At 65.6% G+C, this 20,609-nt stretch carries 18 protein-coding genes and 1 pseudogene; 2 read left to right on the top strand and 17 right to left on the bottom strand.

The genetic code is table 11. From position 1 onward, the window contains the following. Positions 1 to 12: 12 nt before the first annotated feature. The 13 genes from folC to leuC all read right to left on the bottom strand — a co-directional run bounded on the left by folC (position 13) and on the right by leuC (position 15,048). A complete protein-coding gene (gene folC, locus SB751_RS22720; protein ID WP_144199392.1) occupies positions 13 to 1,323 on the bottom strand; it encodes a bifunctional tetrahydrofolate synthase/dihydrofolate synthase in 1,311 nt (436 codons plus the stop codon). Positions 1,324 to 1,407: 84 nt separating this feature from the next. Continuing rightward, positions 1,408 to 2,280 (bottom strand): acetyl-CoA carboxylase, carboxyltransferase subunit beta, encoded by an 873-nt coding sequence (gene accD / locus SB751_RS22725; RefSeq protein WP_092290111.1) that lies wholly within the window; start codon positions 2,278 to 2,280, stop codon positions 1,408 to 1,410. Positions 2,281 to 2,473: 193 nt separating this feature from the next. Next, a complete protein-coding gene (gene trpA / locus SB751_RS22730) occupies positions 2,474 to 3,271 on the bottom strand; it encodes a tryptophan synthase subunit alpha (protein WP_144199394.1) in 798 nt (265 codons plus the stop codon). Between the two features lie 8 nt (positions 3,272 to 3,279). Beyond that, entirely contained in the window at positions 3,280 to 4,164 is an 885-nt protein-coding gene (locus tag SB751_RS22735; RefSeq protein ID WP_144199396.1) for a DNA-methyltransferase, read from the bottom strand. After that, the gene (gene trpB, locus SB751_RS22740; RefSeq protein WP_092290124.1) at positions 4,164 to 5,357 is read right to left on the bottom strand and encodes a tryptophan synthase subunit beta; all 1,194 of its coding nucleotides are present in this window, start codon (positions 5,355 to 5,357) and stop codon (positions 4,164 to 4,166) included. Before trpB ends, SB751_RS22735 begins: the two co-directional genes overlap by 1 nt. A gap of 102 nt (positions 5,358 to 5,459) precedes the next feature. Next, a complete protein-coding gene (locus SB751_RS22745) occupies positions 5,460 to 6,206 on the bottom strand; it encodes a phosphoribosylanthranilate isomerase (RefSeq protein WP_144199398.1) in 747 nt (248 codons plus the stop codon). Then, positions 6,193 to 7,014, bottom strand: a complete 822-nt coding sequence (gene truA, locus SB751_RS22750; protein WP_313817996.1) for a tRNA pseudouridine(38-40) synthase TruA — start codon at positions 7,012 to 7,014, stop codon at positions 6,193 to 6,195. The genes SB751_RS22745 and truA overlap by 14 nt, the downstream gene beginning before the upstream one ends. A gap of 132 nt (positions 7,015 to 7,146) precedes the next feature. Next, entirely contained in the window at positions 7,147 to 9,990 is a 2,844-nt protein-coding gene (locus SB751_RS22755; RefSeq protein WP_250024680.1) for a FimV/HubP family polar landmark protein, read from the bottom strand. 281 nt (positions 9,991 to 10,271) lie between these two features. Continuing rightward, positions 10,272 to 11,408 carry an aspartate-semialdehyde dehydrogenase gene (asd, locus tag SB751_RS22760; RefSeq protein ID WP_144199405.1) on the bottom strand — a complete coding sequence of 379 codons (1,137 nt, stop codon included), beginning with the start codon at positions 11,406 to 11,408 and terminating at the stop codon, positions 10,272 to 10,274. Between the two features lie 288 nt (positions 11,409 to 11,696). Further along, a complete protein-coding gene (gene leuB, locus SB751_RS22765) occupies positions 11,697 to 12,764 on the bottom strand; it encodes a 3-isopropylmalate dehydrogenase (RefSeq protein WP_211944008.1) in 1,068 nt (355 codons plus the stop codon). Between the two features lie 34 nt (positions 12,765 to 12,798). After that, positions 12,799 to 13,449, bottom strand: a complete 651-nt coding sequence (gene leuD / locus SB751_RS22770; RefSeq protein ID WP_144199409.1) for a 3-isopropylmalate dehydratase small subunit — start codon at positions 13,447 to 13,449, stop codon at positions 12,799 to 12,801. A 10-nt stretch (positions 13,450 to 13,459) separates the two neighbouring features. Then, on the bottom strand, positions 13,460 to 13,591 hold the full coding sequence (locus SB751_RS22775; RefSeq protein WP_144199412.1) for an entericidin A/B family lipoprotein: 132 nt from the start codon (positions 13,589 to 13,591) through the stop codon (positions 13,460 to 13,462). A gap of 47 nt (positions 13,592 to 13,638) precedes the next feature. After that, positions 13,639 to 15,048, bottom strand: a complete 1,410-nt coding sequence (leuC, locus tag SB751_RS22780; protein WP_144199414.1) for a 3-isopropylmalate dehydratase large subunit — start codon at positions 15,046 to 15,048, stop codon at positions 13,639 to 13,641. Between the two features lie 358 nt (positions 15,049 to 15,406). Here leuC and SB751_RS22785 point away from each other — a divergent pair. Beyond that, positions 15,407 to 15,787 (top strand): annotated as a pseudogene (locus tag SB751_RS22785) (Hcp family type VI secretion system effector); the annotation flags it as partial. A 642-nt stretch (positions 15,788 to 16,429) separates the two neighbouring features. Continuing rightward, the gene (locus tag SB751_RS22790; RefSeq protein ID WP_246119000.1) at positions 16,430 to 16,786 is read left to right on the top strand and encodes a hypothetical protein; all 357 of its coding nucleotides are present in this window, start codon (positions 16,430 to 16,432) and stop codon (positions 16,784 to 16,786) included. 49 nt (positions 16,787 to 16,835) lie between these two features. On the opposite strand, the gene SB751_RS22795 is transcribed toward SB751_RS22790, so the two are convergent. From SB751_RS22795 to livH, 4 genes are read right to left on the bottom strand one after another with little or no spacing between them, the layout of a single operon-like run. Beyond that, a complete protein-coding gene (locus SB751_RS22795; protein ID WP_092290155.1) occupies positions 16,836 to 17,537 on the bottom strand; it encodes an ABC transporter ATP-binding protein in 702 nt (233 codons plus the stop codon). Beyond that, a complete protein-coding gene (gene livG / locus SB751_RS22800; protein WP_144199418.1) occupies positions 17,537 to 18,304 on the bottom strand; it encodes a high-affinity branched-chain amino acid ABC transporter ATP-binding protein LivG in 768 nt (255 codons plus the stop codon). Before livG ends, SB751_RS22795 begins: the two co-directional genes overlap by 1 nt. Next, positions 18,301 to 19,566 carry a high-affinity branched-chain amino acid ABC transporter permease LivM gene (locus SB751_RS22805; protein ID WP_144199420.1) on the bottom strand — a complete coding sequence of 422 codons (1,266 nt, stop codon included), beginning with the start codon at positions 19,564 to 19,566 and terminating at the stop codon, positions 18,301 to 18,303. Before SB751_RS22805 ends, livG begins: the two co-directional genes overlap by 4 nt. A 10-nt stretch (positions 19,567 to 19,576) precedes the next feature. Further along, positions 19,577 to 20,503 carry a high-affinity branched-chain amino acid ABC transporter permease LivH gene (gene livH / locus SB751_RS22810; protein ID WP_144199422.1) on the bottom strand — a complete coding sequence of 309 codons (927 nt, stop codon included), beginning with the start codon at positions 20,501 to 20,503 and terminating at the stop codon, positions 19,577 to 19,579. Positions 20,504 to 20,609: the final 106 nt, after the last annotated feature.

Raw genomic sequence — 20,609 nt, forward strand, 5'->3', positions numbered from 1 at the left:
TTCCGGCGGCGATCAATTCGCCTGCGTGGCGCGATATGCGAGCACGCCGGCCACCGTGTAGAACGACCCGAAGACCAGGATTCTATCATTCTCGGTCGCTCTCTCGATGGCATCGCGATACGCCAGTTCGGGACTGGAGAAGCACGCCGCCGTATTGTCCGGGCCTTCGCGGAAGCCGCCTGCCTCGAGCTGCTCGCGCAGGTCCGCCGCGCTGGCGGCGCGCTCGGTAGGCAGGTCGCAGAAGCACCAGTGGTCCACCTTGTCGGCCACATGGCGCAGCACGCCGGCAATGTCCTTGTCCGCCATCGCCCCGAACACCGCGTAGGTGTAGCGGAAGAAGCCCATGTTCTCGAGGTTCTGTCCCAGCGTGGCGGCTGCATGTGGGTTATGCGCCACATCCAGGATTACGGCGGGGCGGCCCGGCATCACCTGGAACCGGCCGGGCAGTTCGACGAAGGCGAGCCCGTTGCGCACCTCCTGCGCACTCACCGGCAGGCGCGGGCGCATGGCCTGCAGCGCCGCCAGCGCCGCAGAGGCGTTCAGCAACTGGTTGGCGCCGCGCAGCGCCGGATAGCCCAGGCCATTCAGCTTGCGGTCCGGGCCAATCCAGTCCCATTGCTGCCGCTCCTGCCCCTTGGCCGCCTGGTGGTGGAAATCGCGGCCCACGAGCCACAATTCCGCGCCGATGGCCTCGGCATGGTCGATCAGCGATTTCGGCGGCATCGGGTCGCCGCAGATCGCCGGCACGTGCGGGCGGAAGATGCCCGCCTTTTCGAAGCCGATCTTCTCGCGCGTGTCCCCGAGGTACTGGGTGTGGTCGATGTCCACGCTGGTGATGACCGCGCAGTCTGTATCGATCACATTCACCGCGTCGAGCCGGCCGCCGAGGCCCACCTCGAGGATCATGGCGTCCAGCCCGGCCGCCGCGAAGGCGTGGATGATGGCCAGCGTGGTGAATTCGAAGTAGGTCAGGCTGACCGGATCGGCAAAGCTCGTGCGGGCGCGCTCCACGGCTTCGAAGTGCGGCAGCAGTTGCGCGTCGGTGGCCATCTCCCCGTTGATGCGCGCGCGCTCGTTGAACGTGATCAGGTGCGGCGAGGTATGCATGCCCACCTTGTAGCCGGCCTCGAGCAGGATGCGCTCGAGCATCGCGCACGTCGAACCCTTGCCGTTGGTGCCGCCCACGGTGAAGACCACCGCGTCGATACGCAGGCCCAGCGCCTCCTTGACGCGCGTGATGCGGGTCAGGCCCATGTCGATGCCCACGGGGTGGGCGCTTTCCAGATGGGTCAGCCAGTCGGGGAGATTGTGGAAGATGGGCATGGGAAAACCAGATTCAAAACGGGAAAAACAAAATGGCGCGGGTGGGGGCACCCGCGCCATTGTCCTGCATTCGCACGAATCGTGTCAGGCTACCGCGTCCGCCGGTTGCTTCTGCAGCAGCGCCAGCAGTTGCGCCAGCTCGGCGCGCAGCTTGCGACGGTCGACGATCATGTCGATCGCGCCCTTCTGCAGCAGGAACTCGGCACGCTGGAAGCCTTCCGGCAGCTTCTCGCGCACGGTCTGCTCGATCACGCGCGGGCCTGCAAAGCCGATCAGCGCCTTGGGTTCGGCAATCACCACGTCGCCCAGGAAGGCGAAGCTGGCGGAAACGCCGCCCATGGTCGGGTCGGTCAGCACGCTGATGAACGGCAGCTTGGCGTTGGCCAGCTGGTTCAGCATGGCCGTGGTCTTGGCCATCTGCATCAGCGACAGCAGGCTTTCCTGCATGCGCGCACCGCCCGTGGCGGTAATGCAGATGAACGGCACCTTCTGCTCGAGCGCCGCCTGCGCGCCGCGCGCGAAGCGCTCGCCCACCACGGAGCCCATCGAACCGCCCATGAACTCGAACTCGAAGCAGCTCACCACCACCGGAATGGTGTGGATGGCACCGCCGATGACGACCATGGCATCGGTCTCGCCGGTCTCTTCCATGGCGGCCTTGATGCGGTCCGGGTACTTCTTGGTGTCCTTGAACTTCAGGGCGTCCACCGGTACGATTTCCTGGCCGATCTCATAGCGGCCCTCGGCGTCCAGCAGCGCGTCCAGCCGCTCGCGCGAGCGGATGCGCATATGGTGGTCGCACTTCGGGCAGACGTGCAGATTGGCCTCGACGTCGGTCCGGTACAGCGTGGACTCGCACGCCGGGCACTTGACCCACAGCCCTTCCGGAATGCCCTTGCGGGTGGAGGGGTCGGTCTGTTGAATCTTGGGAGGCAGGAGTTTATCCAACCAGCTCATGAAAGCTCCTTTCGGATAGCCGCCGCCCGCGCGCCAGCCTGCATGCGCAGGCGCTGACGGTGGGACGGCAGGGAATCAGGCCGCGAATTTACCATGCCGGGCCGGTCTGGCCGAAGCAAATCGCATCGATTGTGATACATCGATCACAATAGAGCGACGCCGATGTCGGCATGGCGTCACGTTTTGCCGTCGCTCAGGCGTCCAGGGCCTGGCGGATTTCGGCGATGAAGTCGCGCAGCGCGGTCACTGCCTGGTCACGCGGAGCGTCTTCCAGCAGTTGCACCAGCCGGCTGCCGATCACCACGGCGTCCGCCACGCTGCCGATGGCGCGCGCGGTCTGGGCATCGCGAATGCCGAAGCCCACGCCCACCGGCAGGTTGGCGTGACGCTTGATCAGCGGCAGGCGGCTCGCCACGCTTTCCAGGTCGATCGTGGCCGAGCCGGTCACGCCCTTGAGCGACACGTAATAAAGATAGCCGCTGGCGACCTTCGCCACCGCCTCGATGCGCGCATCGGTGGAGGTCGGGGCGAGCAGGAAGATGGGATCCATCTCATTGGCGCGCATCAGTGCGGCAAACGCCTCGCACTCCTCGGGCGGATAGTCGACCACGAGCACGCCGTCCACACCGGCCGCGCGGGCGGCCTTGGCGAAGGCCTCGTCGCCCATCCGCTCGATCGGGTTGGCGTAGCCCATCAGCACCACAGGCGTGTTGGCGTCGGTTTTGCGGAATTCTGCGACCCAGGCGAGTACCTGCGTCAGCGTCACGCCCTGCGCAAGCGCCCGCTCGGACGCGCGCTGGATCACCGGGCCGTCGGCCATGGGGTCCGAGAACGGCACGCCGAGTTCGATCACATCGGCGCCGCCGGCCACCAGCGCGTGCATCAGGTCCACGGTCAGGCCGGGCGCCGGATCGCCGGCAGTGATGAACGGAATCAGGCCCTTCTTCTGCTGCGCGGCCAGGGCCGCGAAAGTCTTCTGGATGCGGGACATGTCAGGAATTAGATAAGGCGTTGGACGGCGGCATCGGCTTCCGCGGCATCGTCATTGGCTGCGGGGGCGGCGGCGGGAACCGGATCTGGAACGGCGGGCGTGACCAGCGGAATGGCCGCCTCCACCCGCTGCCGCACCAGCTGCGCGTACTCAGGATTCATCTCATAGCCGACGAAGCGCCGGCCATGGCGCACGCAGGCCACGGCGGTGGTGCCGCTGCCCGTGAACGGATCGAGCACGAGCCCGCCCGGCGGGCAGCTTGACAGCACCATCCGCTCCACGATCTCGAGCGGCTTCTGGGTCGGATGGTCGGCGCGCTCGGGGTCCTGGCGATGGATGCGGGACACGCTCCACAGGTCCTTCGGGTTGTACCCCACCTCGAGCCACTTCTTGCCCTCGAAGCGCGGCCGGCTGCGTGCCTTCTTGGTCTCGGCGTCGTACGGAATCCGTACCGGGTCGAGGTCGAAGTAGTAGTCGCGCTGGCGGGCGAAGAAGCCGATGTTGTCATGCACCGACGAATACTTGCGGGTGGTGCCTCCCATGCTCGGCACGCGGCGGTCCCAGATGATCTCGTTGATCATGGTCAACCGTTGCTTGAGCATCACGAACAGCTCGGGCGAGTACTGCCACGTGCAGAACAGGTAGAGCGAGCCGCGCGGCGCGATTTTCGGCACGATGGCGTCCATCCACCGCTCGGACCATTCCAGGTAGGCCTGGCCCGAGAGGCGGTCGGAATCGTTGCCGTAGTCCTTGCCCAGCCCATAGGGTGGGTCAGCCACGACGAGATCGATGGAGCCGTCGGGGATCTTGGAGATCCCTTCCAGCACGTCTTCCTGGTAGAGCCGCAGCGCGGAGGAGTCCAGCAGGTCGGATTCGGGAGGCAGCACTTGCATCAGAGCTTCAGCCCCGCACGTTCGGCCACGGTGTGCATGTCCTTGTCGCCCCGGCCGGAGAGGTTCACCAGCAACAGCTTGTCCTTCGGCAGCGTCGGCGCCAGCTTGCACGCGTAGGCGATGGCATGGCTCGACTCCAGCGCCGGGATGATGCCCTCGATGCGACAGCAGTCATGGAAGGCCTTGAGCGCCTCGTCGTCGGTGATCGGCACGTACTGCGCGCGGCCGATGTCCTTGAGCCATGCGTGCTCGGGGCCCACGCCGGGGTAGTCCAGGCCGGCCGAGACCGAATGGGTCTCGATGATCTGGCCGTTGGCGTCCTGCAGCAGGTAGGTGCGATTGCCGTGCAGCACGCCCGGCGAGCCGCCGGTCAGCGACGCCGCGTGGCGGCCCGTCTCCAGGCCGTCGCCGGCGGCTTCCACGCCGATCAGCTGCACATCGGGATAGTCGATATACGGGTAGAAGATGCCCATCGCATTGGAGCCGCCGCCCACGCACGCGATGACCGCGTCCGGCTGGCGGCCGGCCAGCTCGGGCATCTGCACCTTGGCTTCCTCGCCGATCACGCACTGGAAGTCACGCACCATCATCGGATACGGGTGCGGGCCAGCCACGGTACCGATGATGTAGAACGTGGATTCCACGTTGGTCACCCAGTCGCGCATCGCTTCATTGAGCGCGTCCTTGAGCGTGCGCGAGCCGGACTCCACGGGCACCACGGTGGCGCCGAGCAGCTTCATGCGGTAGACGTTGGCGGCCTGGCGCTGCACGTCTTCGGCGCCCATGTAGACCACGCACTCCATGCCGAAACGCGCGGCAATCGTCGCCGTGGCCACGCCGTGCATGCCGGCGCCGGTTTCGGCGATCACGCGCTTCTTGCCCATCTTGCGGGCCAGAATCGCCTGGCCGATCACATTGTTGATCTTGTGCGCGCCGGTATGGTTCAGGTCTTCGCGCTTGAGGAAGATCTGCGCCCCGCCGAGCGTCTCGCTCCAGCGCTGCGCGTGGTAGATCGGCGACGGGCGGCCGACGAAGTGCTTCAGCTCGCGCCGGTATTCGGCGTCGAACGCGGGATCGTTCTGGGATTGCGCATAGGCTTCGCGCAGCTCGTCCAGCGCGTGGACCAGCGTTTCGGAAACGAAGGTGCCGCCATAGGGGCCGAAATGGCCACGGGAATCGGGCAAGTCGTACATGTCCAGGCTCTCAGGATGGCGCACCGGCCCGGTTCGGGCAGGGGCGCGGAAATTCGGGGATGCGGCCGGCAGGCGGCGGGAACGGGTCCGGGAGGCCCCGGGTCACCCTGCTTCCGCCATGCGCACGGCACGCACGAACGCGGCAATGCGGGCGTGGTCCTTCACGCCCTTCGACGCCTCCACGCCGCTACTTACATCCACGGCATAGGGGCGCACGCGCTCAATCGCGCCAGCGACGTTTTGCGCGTTCAACCCACCACTCAAAACGATGCGAGGAGCGCCGTTTGCGTTCGGGCTGCCCTTGGGGGGCACGGAGGGTGCCGGCTGCGAGGTGAAAACCAGCGCCGGATCGGTCGGAAGCCATTGGCCGGGAATCAGGGTCCAGTCGAAGACGTGGCCGCCACCGCCATAGCCTTCCACGAAGGCATCGAGCAACAGGCCGGCGGCGTCACGGTATTGATCGGCGAATTCTACCAAATCGAGCCCCGGACGAACACGGGCCGCGCGCACGAAAGGCAGCCGGCAGCGCCGGGCGATCTCCGCGCACTGCTCGGGGGTCTCGTCGCCGTGGAACTGGAGTAGCGTCAACGGCACCCGCTCGGCCACGTGGGCCACTTCCTCGGCATCGGCATTGACGAACAGGCCGACCACCGAGACGAACGGCGCCACACGCTCGGCCAGTGCCGCCGCGCGCGCCACGTCCACATAGCGCGGGCTGCCGGCGTAGCAGACCAGGCCGATGGCATCGGCGCCGGCGTCCACGGCGGCGCGGACGTCGTCCTCGCGGGTCAGGCCGCAGATCTTGACGCGGGTGCGGGCGGGCATCTGGCTGAAATCAGGCGCCGTCATCGGTAAAGACTCCATGGAAGAAGCTCGCGGACGGGTCCGCAGCGGGCAGCCGGTACGGCTCAGGATACTTTACGCCGGCCAGGTAGAGGCCGTCGGGCATGAAGGTTGGCGCAGCCTGGCGGCGGTCGCGGCCAGCCAGCACCTCAGCCATCCAGCTGGCCGGATAGCGGCCCCGCCCTACCGCCACGAGGCAACCCATCAGGTTGCGCACCATGTGATGCAGGAAGGCGCTGGCGCGGAAGCGCAGGAAGACCCAGTTGCCATCGGCCTTCAGCGTCACGTCGTACATTGTCTTGATGGGCGACTTGGCCTGGCACTCGGCGGCGCGGAAGGCCGAGAAATCGTGCTCGCCCAGCAGGCAGCTCGCGGCAGCGCGCATGGCGTCGACGTCGAGCCGCTGGCCCGGCGGCAGCATCAGGTAGCCGGCGCGGCCGTGCAGCATCGGCACGCGGTGCGGGCCGGTGTAGAGCGCGTAGTAATACTTGCGCTCGAACGCCAGGAAGCGCGCGTGGAAGCCCTCGTCCACCGGCTCGGCCCATTGCAGGGCCACCGACGACGGCAGGAAGGCGTTGATGCCGCGCACCCAGGAAAACTTGTCGCGCGAGAGTTCGGTATCGAGATGAATCACCTGCCCGAGCGCATGCACGCCGGCATCGGTACGCCCCGCCACCGTGGTCAGCAGGCGAGTCCCGGCAAAACGCTCGATGGCGTCCTCCAGATGGTCCTGCACGGTATTGCGGTGCGGTTGCGACTGCCAGCCCGAGAAGGCCGACCCGTCGTAATGAAGCCCGATGGCGATGCGATTCATGGATCCCAAAAGAAAATGCGCCGGAAGGGACGCTTCCGGCGCATCGCTTCGGGCCGCAACGGCGTGGCGCCGTGCAAGCCCTCCATCATACCGGCCTTTGCAGGCCGTTTTCCGACGCGTGACCGCTTCCGGTCAGGCCACCTCGCGCAGCAGCGTGCGCGCTTCGGCCTGGAGCGGGTCTTGCGACTGATCCACCACTTCCTGGAGCAGTTCGCGGGCCCCTTCCTTGTCGCCGATCTCGATGTAGGCACGGGCCAGGTCGAGCTTGATCTGCATGTCGCGGCCGCCGTCCATGCCGTTGGCGGACAGGGTGCTGGCGGACACGCCGTGGGTGGTGTCACCACCGCCCTCGGACGTCACGCGGGACAGGTCGATCGGCTCGGCCAGACGGCCGTTCTGCAGCATCGTCGGCGCCGGCAGCGGCACCGAGTCGGCCAGCGGGTCGTTATCCGCCGACTTGCCGGCGCTGCCGGGGTTCAGGTCGAGCGAGATGCCCGACATGTCGAACTCCAGCGGGCGCGAACGCGTCGGGGTATCGAGTGCCGGCACCTCGGCCAGATGGCGGCTGTCCACGTGGGCCGGCATGTCGAGACCGGCATCGTGGCTTTCGTCGAGTACGTCATCCAGACGTGCCACCGGTTCCGCTTGGGATTCGCTACCGAATACCAGCGAGGCCGACTCCGGTGCCACGATAGGCTCCCCCGGCGCGGGCGCCGGGAAGGCGTCGAGCGGCAGTGCCAGGTCCGCCATGGCGGGCTCGCGCGGCGGCTGCTCGAGGTTGTGCGCGGGGTCCTGCGTGCGCCACTGGTCCGCGACCGGCGTGGTGGTATCCACTTCGGCCGTGGTGTCCGGCGTTACCGACAAATACAAGGCATTGCTCGAGTCCAGCTTGCGACCCATTTCGGCGGCCTGCAGCCAGTCCGCGCCTTGCCCGCCCGTCTGGGCGAACATTTCTTCTGCAATCACTCGGAAACCTTCCACATCCTGACGAGTGTTGTAAATCTCCAGCAGCTTCAGGCGAATGGCCTGACGCTCTGGGTTCTGTTGCAGCGCTTCGCGCAGGATTTCTTCTGCCTGCACGTCGCGCCCGTAGGCGATATACACCTCCGCCTCGGCGATCGGGTCCACCTCGGTGGCTTCCGGCGAGTTGTTGCCAATCCGGAAATCGGCGCCAAACACGCTGTGCTGCGAGGTATCCACGCTCTGGCCGCCGGCGGTGCCGAACAGCGAATGGCCACCGGCCATCACCGTGCTTTCCTGCGACAGGATGCTGTCGCCGAAGCCACCGTTGTCGGCGGTCTTCTGCTTCTGGCGGCGGCGATAGACGGCGTAGCCGCCCAGCAGCGCGACCAGCAGGCCGGCGCCCGGCAGCAGCATCGGGTTGCCAAGCAGTTCGTCCAGGAACGAGGTTTCCGGCACCGGTGCGGGCTGCACGCGCGGCGCAGGCTTCTTCACGGCCACAGGGGCGGAAGCCGCGGCAGCCGGCGCGGGTGCGGCGGCGTCTGCCTGCGGTGCCGAAGCGGCGGCCGTTGCAGCCACAGCGGCTGCGGCCGGCGCGGCGGCATCGGCTGCGGAGGCCGGTGCAGCTGCCGTGGCGGCCGGGGCCGGCGTGGGCGTGGCCGTGCTCGTCGCGGCAGTCGCCGTGTCGGCCGGCTTGGCTGGCTCGGCAGGCACCACGGTCGGCGCGGTGCTGGCCGCCGGCGTGGCCGGCGCAGCAGCCGGGGCCGGAGCCGCCTTGGCCTGGTTCAGCTTGGCGATCTCGGCATTCTTCAGCTCCATCAGGCGCTGCATGTCCGTGACGTTCTTCTCGAGCTGGGCCAGCTTCGACTCGGCGTCCTTGAGCTTGCGCTGCGTGGCCACTTCGGCTTCGGCCTGGGCTTGCGCCTTGGCCTGCGCGGCGCGGTCCGCCTTGCTCAGCTTCAGTTCGTCGCGCTGACCAGCGGCAGGCACCGTGGTGTCCTGCACGCGCGCGGTCACGTTGCCGGACTGCTCGCGGCCCGAGCCCGCTTCCACGGACTTTGCGGCGGCGGCGGCGGCCAGACGGCTGCGATAGCTGTCGAAACCCTGCGTGCGCGCCACGACTTCGCGGCGGGCTTCGCGCGGGCTCACGGCCTGCGCCTGCTGGGCGCTCGGCACCTTCAACACCGCGCCGGACTTGATCCGGTTGATGTTGCCGCCGATGAATGCATTCGGATTATTCCGATACAGCGCGAGCAGCATCTGCTCGAGCGACACATCCTGGCCTTGCGCGGCATCGCCTGCAATGCTGGACAGCGTGTCGCCGCGCTGGATCGTGTATGACTCGCCGGCGGCGGCGCCGTCGGTCGATGCGGGAGCTGCCGGGGCCGACTGGGCGGCGCGGCGCGGCTGGCGCGGGGCCGGGGCCGGACGTGCGGGCTCAGACGAAGCGGCGGCCGGCACCGGCGCGGCGGGCGTAGCTGCCTGCGCGGGGGTCTCGGCCGGGGACGCATCGGGCGTGGCCGCCTGCACCACCGTGGTCGGGGCGAAGCTCTGGTTGGACTTCGCGCCCGCCGGATCGAGCAGGAACGTGTAGGCCCGCGTCACCTTGCCGCTCGACCAGCTCATGTCGACGAGGATGTCGACGAATGGCTCGCTGATCGGCTGGTTGGAACGGACGGTTGCCACATAGCTGCCGTTGGGGCGCTGCTCCACCTGGAGCCGCACGCCGGAAACGGCCGGCAGGTACGTCAGCCCTGCCCTGGCATAGGCGGCCGGCGAGGCAAGCTTGACGCTGAGACTGTCCGCTTCCTCGGCCGAAACGCCGCTGATATCGATTTCAGCCTGGAGCGGTTGCCCCAGATTGGACTGTACCCGTAATTGTCCGAACCCCGCGGCATACGCGGCCGGCTGCATCAGCAGCAAACCGAGAGCCGTGACGGCCAGCGTTGACCAGCGCTGACGGACAGTAGGCGCATCTTTCCGGCGATGTAGGCTCACACTCACCTCGTGCTCCATTTATGTTTCTAGTAGCGAAAAATAAACCCGACCCCAAATGCCTGGCTGGTGGGCGGACGGCCGGTGCGGACGAAAAACGTCGTGCCCGATTGTCTCACCCCTTCGCCGCAATGACGCGACGGTGACCCCTTGGCCAGGCGAATGCCGGCTGTATTGTGACGCAAGCCCGAGAAAAATAGGGGTCCGAACGTAACAACGCCGCGCTGGGGCGCGGCGTTGGCAGGAAAGCACCGGATTCTGTTGCCTCCCCGCAACGAATGCCGGGGAGACTCAGTACCCGCTTACTTCTCGATCAGAATGCGCAGCATACGCCGCAGCGGCTCGGCGGCGCCCCACAGCAGTTGGTCGCCCACCGTAAAGGCCGACAGGTACTCGCCGCCCATCTGCATCTTGCGCAGGCGACCCACCGGAATGCTCAGCGTGCCGGTCACGGCAGCCGGGGTCAGGTCGGTCATGCTCGCTTCGCGCGTGTTCGGCACTACCTTGGCCCATGGGTTGTGGGCGGCCAGCATGCCTTCGATCTCGTCCAGCGGCACATCCTTGCGCAGCTTGATGGTCAGCGCCTGCGAGTGGCAGCGCATGGCGCCAATCCGCACGCACAGGCCGTCCACGGCGATCGGGGTAGCCCCGGTCGCGCCCAGGAAGCCATCGCCACGACCCAGGATCTTGTTGGTCTCGGCGCCGCCCTTCCATTCTTCGCGCGACACGCCGTTGCCCAGGTCCTTGTCGATCCAGGGAATCAGGTTGCCGGCCAGCGGCACGCCGAACTGCTTGGTTTCGTCCGCCGACAGGCCGTGCTGCGTGGCCAGGATGGTGCGGTCGATCTCGAGGATCGCCGAGGCGGGGTTGTCCAGCAGCGGCTTGACCGAGGCGTTCAGGGTGCCGAACTGCGTCAGCAGCTCGCGCATGTGCTGCGCGCCGCCGCCCGAGGCGGCCTGGTAAGTCATGGAGGTCATCCACTCGACCAGGTCGTTCTCGAACAGGCCGCCCAGGCCCATCAGCATGCAGCTGACCGTGCAGTTGCCGCCGATGAAGTTCTTGACGCCCTTCGAAAGCGCATCCTTGATCACGTCCTGGTTGACGGGGTCGAGCACGATGATCGCGTCGTCCTTCATGCGCAGCGAGGACGCCGCGTCAATCCAGTAGCCGTTCCAGCCGGCCGCGCGCAGGCGCGGGAAGACATCGCTGGTGTAGTCGCCGCCCTGGGCGGTGAGCACCACGTCGCACTGCTTCAGCGCGTCGATGTCATTGGCATCTTTCAGCGTGGTTTCGTTCTTCGCCATGGCCGGGGCCTTGCCGCCGGCGTTGGACGTGCTGAAGAAAACGGGCTCGATATGGTCGAAATCGCGCTCTTCCTGCATGCGTTGCATCAGGACGCTGCCGACCATTCCTCGCCAACCGACGAGACCTACAATCATGACTTACCTCGGATGTGATGAGTACTTCCCCGCCATTTTCCTCGCCCGGCGTACGCTGCGCGGGGAAGACGGGCAGGCACGACGAACGATCTTAGGGGATCGTTTTGGTAGTAATGGTTTTAATCGTCGCGGTATGGTCGCGCGAACCCACGCCGGCCGTGATCACGGCAGCGATGGCAGTAGCGAGGAACTGGGGAATTCGGACCATTTGCGGAGTCTACACGATTTTCTTGCGCCAACGGGGCCCGAAGGCCCCGTTTTTGGCACGAACTGGCAAAAAACGGCCGATTACAGCGCAGCCAGCACGGCTTCGCCCATCTCCCGCGTGCCGACCTGCTTGCAGCCCGGTGTGAGGATGTCGCCGGTGCGGTAGCCCTGGGCCAGCACCTTCTTGACGGCGTTCTCGATGCGGTCGGCCTGCTCGGCCTTGTTCAGCGAGTAGCGCAGCATCATCGCGGCGGAGAGGATGGTAGCCAGCGGATTGGCCACGCCCTTGCCGGCGATGTCCGGCGCCGAGCCATGCGACGGCTCGTACAGGCCCTTGTTGTTGGCATCGAGCGACGCCGACGGCAGCATGCCGATGGAGCCGGTCAGCATTGCGGCTTCGTCGGACAGAATGTCGCCGAACATGTTGCCGGTGACGATCACGTCGAAGCTCTTCGGCGCCTTCACCAGTTGCATGGCCGCGTTGTCCACGTACATGTGCGACAGCTCGACGTCCGGATATTCCTTGCTGACATCGATCACGATGTCCTTCCAGAACTGGAAGGTCTCCAGCACGTTGGCCTTGTCCACGCTGCACAACTTCTTGCCGCGCTTGGCCGCAGCCTGGAACGCCACGTGGGCAATGCGGCGGATCTCGGGCTCGCTGTAGCGCATCGTGTCGAAGGCTTCGCGGGCGCCCTTGAACAGGCCGTCCGGCGCCTCGCGCATGCCGCGCGGCTGGCCGAAGTAAATGTCGCCGTTCAGCTCGCGCACGATCAGGATGTCCAGGCCAGCCACCAGCTCGGGCTTCAGGCTCGAGGCGCCGGTCAGCTCCGGATAGCAGATCGCCGGGCGGAAGTTCGCAAACAGCTGCAGGTGCTTGCGCAGGCCCAGGATGGCCTGCTCCGGGCGCAGCGGACGCTCCAGGCTGTCGTACTTCCAGTCGCCCACGGCGCCGAACAGGATGGCATCGGCCTCCTTGGCCAGCTTCAGCGTGTTCTCGGGCAGCGGATGGCCTTCGGCCTCGTAGCCGGCGCCGCCCACGGGCGCCGTTTCCAGTTCGAATGTCTCGTCGAGGGCGTTGAGCACCTTGACGGCTTCGGCAACGATCTCGGGACCAATGCCGTCACCCGGCAGGACTGCAATCTTCATCTGTCTTCCTGTATTGGAGGTGTGTCTCGGGCCGTCAGCCGACCAGGCGATTGCCCAGCCAGGGCATCTTCGTCAGGCGCTCGGCTTCGTACGCCTTGATCTTGTCCTTGTGGCGCAGCGTCAGCGCCACGTCGTCAAAGCCGTTCAGCATGCAGTACTTGCGGAACGGCGCGATGTCGAACGGATAGCTGTTGCCGCCCGCCGTGACCACCACCTGCTTGTCCAGGTCGATGGTCAGCTGGTAGCCCGGGAACGCATTGGTCTCGTTGAACAGGTGATCGACCTGGAGCGCCGTCAGCACCACCGGCAGCAGGCCGTTCTTGTAGCAGTTGTTGAAGAAGATGTCGGCGAAGCTCGGCGCGATGACGGCGCGGAAGCCGTACTGCGTGAGCGCCCACGGCGCGTGCTCGCGCGAGCTGCCGCAGCCGAAGTTGTTGCGCGCCAGCAGGATGCTCGCGCCCTGGTAGCGCGCCTGGTTCAGCACGAAATCCGGATTCAACGGACGCTTGCTGTTGTCCTGGCCGGGCTGGCCAACGTCCTTGTAGCGCCATTCGTCGAACAGGTTCGGGCCGAAGCCCGTGCGCTTGATCGACTTCAGGAACTGCTTCGGGATGATGGCGTCGGTGTCGACGTTTTCGCGGTCCAGCGGCGCCACGAGGCCGCTGTGTACGGTGAACTTGTCCATGAGTATGTCCTTACTTGCGCGCCGCGTTCTCGAGGGAACGGCCGGCGGCCTGCGTGTCCTTGCCGAGGCCGGCCATCGTGTTGCAGCCAGCCAGTTGCAGCATGCCCAGGCATGCCAGGAACGTGATCACGATCTTTTTCATGTTCTGCTTATTCGATTAGCCGTGTACGGATGCCGTTGCGTAACGCGTCAGCCCAGCTTGCGGATGTCGACGAAATGACCCTCGATGGCAGCGGCGGCGGCCATCGCCGGGCTGACCAGGTGGGTCCGGCCGCCGGCGCCCTGGCGGCCTTCGAAATTGCGGTTCGAGGTGGACGCGCAGCGCTCGCCCGGCTCCAGCCGGTCGGCGTTCATCGCCAGGCACATCGAGCAGCCCGGCTCGCGCCATTCGAAGCCGGCGGCCTTGAAGACCTTGTCCAGCCCTTCGTGCTCGGCCTGCGCCTTCACCAGGCCCGAGCCCGGCACCACCATCGCCAGCTTCACATTGCCAGCGACCTTGCGCCCCAGCTTCTGCACCACCCAGGCGGCGGCGCGCATGTCCTCGATGCGGCTGTTGGTGCAGGAGCCAATGAACACCTTGTCGATCTGAATCGACTCCATCGGCACGTTCGGCTGCAGGTTCATGTACTCGAGCGCACGTTCCATGGCGTTGCGGCGGTTCGGGTCCTTTTCCTTCTCGGGATCGGGCACGCGGTCCTCGATGCTGACCACCATCTCGGGCGACGTGCCCCAGGTGACCTGCGGACGGATGTCCTCGCCGCGCAGCTCCACCACCTTGTCGAAGTGAGCGCCCGCGTCCGAATGCAGCGTGCGCCAGTAGGCCACGGCCTGGTCCCACTCCACGCCCTGCGGCGCGTACGGACGACCCTTCACATATTCGAGCGTCACATCGTCCACGGCCACCAGGCCGGCGCGGGCGCCAGCTTCGATCGCCATGTTGCAGACGGTCATGCGGCCTTCCATCGTCAGGTCGCGGATGGCGGACCCGGCGAACTCCATGGTGTAGCCCGTACCGCCGGCCGTGCCGATCTTGCCGATGATGGCCAGCACGATGTCCTTGGCGGTGCAGCCACGCGGCAGCTTGCCTTCCACACGGATCAGCATGTTCTTGGCCTTCTTGCCCAGCAGCGTCTGCGTGGCCAGCACGTGTTCCACCTCCGACGTGCCGATGCCATGTGCCAGTGCGCCGAACGCGCCGTGCGTGCTGGTATGCGAATCGCCGCAGACCACGGTCATGCCCGGCAGCGTGGCGCCCTGCTCCGGCCCGATCACGTGGACGATGCCCTGGCGGTGATCGGTCATCTTGAACTGGGTGATGCCGAAGGCGTCGCAGTTGGCGTCCAGCGTATCGACCTGGAGCTTCGAGACGGGGTCGGCGATGCCTTGCGTACGGTCCGTGGTCGGCACGTTGTGGTCGGACACGGCCAGGTTCGCGCTGATGCGCCAGACCGGACGCTCCGCCAGCTTCAGCCCCTCGAACGCCTGCGGGCTGGTCACTTCATGCAGCAGGTGGCGATCGATGTAGAGCAGCGTCGTGCCGTCTTCCTCGACGTGGACGGTGTGGTCATCCCAGAGTTTGTCGTAGAGCGTCTTGGCCATGATGCAGGGGGGGCAGACCGTCCGTCCGGGCAGGGACGGCGGAGGTCCGCGCAGTGGTTTGCAGGGATTGTTATTAACCGGATGCCTTCGCGGGTCGGCGCCGCTATTGTGCCGCGCCTCCGGCGTGGCCGGTGATTGCTTGACATCGCAAGCGATTATGCCACGCGGGGCTTCCTCAGGCGGTCAGACGCTATCGATAACCCGGCAGTCATTGACGAAAGGGGGATTTCGCGGTTGGCGAAAAGGGGTGGGTGGCGGCAAGTCCGGGGCGGCGGCGCCTTTCGAACTAGTCCTATAGATCACTTGGCGGGCGATCGATAGGCTCCCGGAGTACTTCTCACCTGAACGGGAGCATGCGATGGCGCAGGACATTTTCTTGAAGCTGACAGGAATCGAAGGCGAAGCGGCGGACGCCAGCCATTCGAAGGAAATCGAGGTTCTGACGTGGGAATGGTCGGTGAAGCAGCCATCGAACATGCACGCAGGAAGGGGCGGTGGCGCAGGCAAGGCGACCGTTGAGGACCTGACGTTCGAACACTATGTCGACCGCGCCACGCCCAATCTGGTTCAGTACTGCCTGACCGGGAAACATATCGGCAGCGCAGTGCTGACGATGCGCAAGGCGGGTGGCAAGCCGCTTGAGTTTCTTAGGATCACGATGGAGGACGTCCTGATCACGCAGGTGAAACCAGCTCACAACATCAATATGCGCGCGCCCCGGGAAGAAGTCAGCCTTGCGACGACTCCATCGGTATCGAAATCGTTGGGAAATCCGTGCCGATTGATCCAGCCAGTGACTGCAAGACCGCAAGAATCTACGAGAACGTCACCACCCAGCAAAATGCGTCGCTCCGCTGGCTCATCGCAGAACTGGTTGCAACGTTCAACGTTTCGACCGGAGAGATTTATCGACATCCTCAGGTCTCATACAAGAACCCAACCGAGGCGAGCACCGCAGTATGGTAAAGGTCGGACTGATCTGTGTCTCAATGATTGCCGCATTTTACGCATTACCCGTAACGGCCCAAGAGAGAACCGTAAAAAACGTCGTCATCAAGGAAACGGGCTTAACCTCGCACACTGACGACGCCAGCCTCACGGAAAATTGCAAGACCTTCAAGCCAACAGTCGGCCAAGTAAAACGGTATTTCTCCAGAGCTTATCCAATAGAGAACCGTATTCTGACGCACGAGCGTTATTCCCCCTGCTTTGCAGTGGGTGAAGTATCGTTCAGCGACAACACTTCAGGCAGATTCCGGCTCTACTCAGGAGGGACCGCCACATTATTCTGGTTAGGGGGCAATACGGTCGATCTGCTCTACAAACGCAACAAATGGCATGACCCGTTCGCATGTGCATATGGTCTTACCGACGAGCCGGAATGCTGACGGCCCAAGGCCGCGTGGAGCACTATCCGGACGCTCCCCAGCCGCCTTGGATCGTATTCCCGCACACCGAACCTGGTGAACTGGCGCCACATGTCAGGCAAGGCGTAGCCGAACCATGGTTCGACCGGGAATGGAGGCCCTTCTGGACGTCGCTGACGCCGATACAACGGGATCTCTATCTAGACGGCTGGCAGGCCAGCCCTGAATGGCGAGAGGCAATTGCTTTTGTTTTCGAGTCCTTCTCGGAGCTCGATGTCGATCAAGACGCCAAGGAGTCCGAGGAATACCTGAGAGCGAATAGCTCACACCCAAAGAGGTGCTCGCTACTCAACCGACTCTTCAAGCGGTAAGCGATATATGGAGGGCAAAGCCTGGACTCCAAGCTCTGTCCACCCTCCCTCACCCCCCCAAATACGCCGCCCGAATCCGGTCATTCGCCAGCAAATTCTCCCCGGTATCCGCCAACACCACCTTCCCGGTTTCCAGCACGTAGCCCCGGTCGGCCACCTGCAGTGCCTTGTTGGCGTTCTGTTCGACCAGGAACACTGTGACACCTTCGTCACGAATGGTGCGGATGATGTCGAAGATCTGGGCGATGATCAGCGGGGCGAGGCCCAGTGTCGGCTCGTCCAGCAGCAGCAACCGGGGGCGGCTCATCAGGGCGCGGCCGATGGCCAGCATTTGCTGTTCGCCGCCGGACATCGTGCCCGCACGCTGGCCCGAGCGCTGGTTCAGCCTCGGAAAAAGCTTGAATACGTGCTCGATGCCGGCCTCGATGTCGTGCCGGCTGGCGAAGAAGGCGCCCATCTTCAGGTTTTCCAGCACGGTCAGGCTCGGAAACACGCGGCGCCCTTCCGGCGAGATCGCCATGCCCATGCGCATGATCTCGTGGGTGTTGCGCTGCGTGATGTCCTGCCCCTCGAACGACACGCGGCCGCTCGAGGCGCGCGGCGAGCCGCACACGGTCATCATCAGCGTGGTCTTGCCCGCGCCGTTGCTGCCGATCAGCGTGACGATCTCGCCCTTGTTCACTTCGATCGATACGCCGCTCAGCGCCTCCACGGCGCCATAGTGGGTATGGACCTGTTCCAGCTTCAGCATCAGTCCTCTCCCAGGTAGGCCTTGATTACGCGCGGGTCGTTGCGCACTTCCTCGGGCTTGCCGATGACGATCGGCTTGCCGTGCTCCATCACGAGGATGCGGTCGGACACGCCCATGACGAGGCTCATGTCATGCTCGATCAACAGCACCGAAATGTTGAATTCGTGGCGCAATTTGTCGATCAATTGTTGCAGTTCGATCTTCTCCTGCGGATTCAGACCAGCGGCCGGCTCGTCGAGCATCAGCAGGCGCGGCTTGGTGATCATGCAGCGCGCGATCTCGAGCCGGCGCTGGTGCCCGTAGGACAGCGTGCCCGCCTCACGGTTGGCCACCGAGGTCAGACCCATGCGTTCCAGCCAGACGGCGGCCCGTTCCAGCGCCTCGCGCTCGGCGCGGCGGTAGGCCGGCGTGGCGAACAGCCCGCGCAGCAGGCCGGACTTGACCTGCAGGTGCTGCGCCACGAGCAGGTTCTCCACCACGGTCAGCGACCTGAACAGGCGAATATTCTGAAATGTACGCACCAGCCCGCGCCGCGCCACCTGGTGGCTCGGCAGGCCGGCGATGGCCTGGCCGTCCAGCGTGACCTCGCCGGCGGTGGGCTTGTAGAAGCCGCCCACGCAGTTGAACACCGTGGTCTTGCCGGCGCCGTTCGGGCCGATGATGGCGAAGACCTCGTCGCGACGCACATCGAAATCGATGCCGTCCACGGCCAGCAGCCCGCCAAAGCGCATCTGCAGGCCGGATACTTTCAGCATTTCCGCGCTCATTGCGGCAACTCCACGTGGGGACGGCTCGCGGGCAGCAGGCCCTGCGGACGCCACATCATCATCAGCACCATCACCAGGCCGAAAATCAGCATGCGGTATTCGGCAAAATCGCGCGCCACTTCGGGCAGCACCGTCAGCAGGATGGCCGCCAGGATCACGCCCAATTGCGAGCCCATGCCGCCCAGCACCACCACGGCCAGGATCAGCGCCGATTCGATGAACGTGAACGACTCCGGATTGACCAGCCCCTGGCGCGCCGCGAAGAACGCGCCGGCCAGCCCCGCGAACGAGGCGCCCAGCGTGAACGCCGACAGCTTGATGCGCGTGGGGTTCAGGCCCAGCGATCGGCAGGCGATCTCATCGTCGCGCAGCGCCTCCCAGGCGCGGCCCATCGGCATGCGGATCAGGCGGCTCGTCACAAACAGGGTGAAGCCCACCAGCAGCAGTGCCAGCAGGTACAGGAAGATCACCATGTGCTGGCCGGTGTAGTCGAGCCCGATCATCTCGTGGAACGTGCGCGTGCCTTCCACGCTCGCGCTGCGCGCCATCTCGATGCCGAACACGGTCGGCTTCGGAATGCCCGAGACGCCGTCCGGGCCGCCGGTCAGGCTGGTCAGATTGTTCAGCAGCAGGCGGATGATTTCACCAAAGCCGAGCGTGACGATGGCCAGGTAGTCGCCGCGCAGCCGCAGCACCGGGAAACCGAGCACGAAGCCGAACAACGCCGACATGCCCGCAGCAATCGGCAGGCACTCCCAGAACGTGAACCCGAAGTACTGGTTGAGCAGCGCGTACGTATAGCCGCCCACTGCGTAGAAGCCCACGTAGCCCAGGTCGAGCAGGCCGGCGAAGCCCACCACGATGTTCAGGCCCAGGCCCAGGATCACGTAGATCAGGGCGAGCGTGGCCACGTCCACCGCGCCACGCGAGCCGAAGAACGGCCAGACCAGGCCCACCGCCAGCAGCACCCAGATCACCACGCGCTGCTGCTGCGCGCCCATCGCCGGCGCGGCCGGCAGCTTCACGGCGCTACGGGCCCGCGTTAGCAGCGGCTTGAGTAGCTGGAAGACGAAAACGGCTGCCACGGCGATCCAGACCGGCCGCCAGTGCGGCTCCAGCACCACCTTGTAGCCGTCCAGCTTCAGTTGCAGGCCCAGCACGGGAATGGTGAGGATGGCCGTCATCACAGCCGCCGTCACCGCGCCCTTCATCGTCTGCGCGACGGAATGCGATACAGATTTTTGGTACATCGCTTGTGTCATGGCGCCCTCCTCAGACCTTTTCCACATCCGGCTTGCCAAGCAGGCCGGTCGGACGGAACAGCAGCACCAGGACCAGCAGCCCAAACGCCACCACGTCCTTGTACTCGGCCGGCATATAGCCGGAGGCGAAGGTTTCGGCCAGGCCCAGCAGCACGCCGCCGAGCATCGCGCCCGGAATACTGCCGATGCCACCCAGCACGGCGGCCGTAAAGGCCTTGATGCCGGCGATAAAGCCGATGAACGGATTGAGCTTGCCGATGGTCAGCCCGATCAGCACGCCACCCACGGCGGCCAGCATCGCGCCGAGCACGAAGGTGAACGAGATCACGCGGTTCGTGTCGATGCCGAGCAGGTTGGCCATGCGCATGTCCTCCGCGCAGGCGCGGCAGGCGCGGCCCATGCGCGAATGGCCGATAAACAGCGTCAGCGCCACCATCAGCACCAGCGTCACGCCCACGATCAGCAGGCGCGAATAGGGCACGGTCACGACGAAGTCGCCGCCCATCTGGAACTCGATGGCGCCCGAGATCAGCACCGGCACGGACACGTCACGCGCGCCCTGCCCGATCTGGACGTAGTTCTGAAGAAAAATCGACATGCCGATGGCCGAGATAAGCGGTACCAGCCGCGGCCCGCCGCGCAAGGGGCGATACGCCACGCGCTCCACGGCAAAGCCATAGCAGCCGGTGACGGCCACGGCCACGATCAGCGCAGCGCCCAGCACCAGCGGCAGCGGGTAGCCGGCCTGCGCGCCGATGGCGGTCAGGGTGACGAGGCCCACGTAGGCGCCGATCATGTAGATCTCGCCGTGGGCAAAGTTGATCATGCCGATGATGCCGTAGACCATGGTGTAGCCAATGGCGATCAGCGCATAGATCGCACCCAGCGTCAGGCCGTTGACCAGCTGCTGGGTGAACTGTGGAAGGAATTCGTTCATGCGGAGGACCTTGTGGATCGGGAAGGCCGATGCGGCGTGCCGGCCGTCAGGATGTGACGACTATCCGACATCGAACCGATACCAAAACGCCCCGCTCCCTGTGCAG

Origin of the sequence: Cupriavidus sp. SIMBA_020, from assembly GCF_046535395.1 — a bacterium.
Taxonomy (GTDB): Bacteria; Pseudomonadota; Gammaproteobacteria; order Burkholderiales; family Burkholderiaceae; genus Cupriavidus; species Cupriavidus campinensis.

Bases quoted from the DNA above. Each gene is read 5' to 3' on its own strand.
- leuB (WP_211944008.1), bottom strand. From the start codon at position 12,764: ATGAAGATTGCAGTCCTGCCGGGTGACGGCATTGGTCCCGAGATCGTT.
- SB751_RS22735 (WP_144199396.1), bottom strand. From the start codon at position 4,164: ATGCAAGTGCTGCCTCCCGAATCCGACCTGCTGGACTCCTCCGCGCTG.
- accD (WP_092290111.1), bottom strand. From the start codon at position 2,280: ATGAGCTGGTTGGATAAACTCCTGCCTCCCAAGATTCAACAGACCGAC.
- trpB (WP_092290124.1), bottom strand. From the start codon at position 5,357: ATGTACGACTTGCCCGATTCCCGTGGCCATTTCGGCCCCTATGGCGGC.
- SB751_RS22790 (WP_246119000.1), top strand. From the start codon at position 16,430: ATGCTGACGGCCCAAGGCCGCGTGGAGCACTATCCGGACGCTCCCCAG.
- SB751_RS22755 (WP_250024680.1), bottom strand. From the start codon at position 9,990: ATGGAGCACGAGGTGAGTGTGAGCCTACATCGCCGGAAAGATGCGCCT.
- SB751_RS22805 (WP_144199420.1), bottom strand. From the start codon at position 19,566: ATGACACAAGCGATGTACCAAAAATCTGTATCGCATTCCGTCGCGCAG.
- leuC (WP_144199414.1), bottom strand. From the start codon at position 15,048: ATGGCCAAGACGCTCTACGACAAACTCTGGGATGACCACACCGTCCAC.
- leuD (WP_144199409.1), bottom strand. From the start codon at position 13,449: ATGGACAAGTTCACCGTACACAGCGGCCTCGTGGCGCCGCTGGACCGC.
- folC (WP_144199392.1), bottom strand. From the start codon at position 1,323: ATGCCCATCTTCCACAATCTCCCCGACTGGCTGACCCATCTGGAAAGC.
- SB751_RS22745 (WP_144199398.1), bottom strand. From the start codon at position 6,206: ATGACGGCGCCTGATTTCAGCCAGATGCCCGCCCGCACCCGCGTCAAG.
- asd (WP_144199405.1), bottom strand. From the start codon at position 11,408: ATGATTGTAGGTCTCGTCGGTTGGCGAGGAATGGTCGGCAGCGTCCTG.
- SB751_RS22775 (WP_144199412.1), bottom strand. From the start codon at position 13,591: ATGAAAAAGATCGTGATCACGTTCCTGGCATGCCTGGGCATGCTGCAA.
- trpA (WP_144199394.1), bottom strand. From the start codon at position 3,271: ATGTCCCGCATCCAGAAGACTTTCGCGGCCCTGGCCGCGCAGCAGAAG.
- livG (WP_144199418.1), bottom strand. From the start codon at position 18,304: ATGAGCGCGGAAATGCTGAAAGTATCCGGCCTGCAGATGCGCTTTGGC.
- livH (WP_144199422.1), bottom strand. From the start codon at position 20,503: ATGAACGAATTCCTTCCACAGTTCACCCAGCAGCTGGTCAACGGCCTG.
- SB751_RS22795 (WP_092290155.1), bottom strand. From the start codon at position 17,537: ATGCTGAAGCTGGAACAGGTCCATACCCACTATGGCGCCGTGGAGGCG.
- truA (WP_313817996.1), bottom strand. From the start codon at position 7,014: ATGAATCGCATCGCCATCGGGCTTCATTACGACGGGTCGGCCTTCTCG.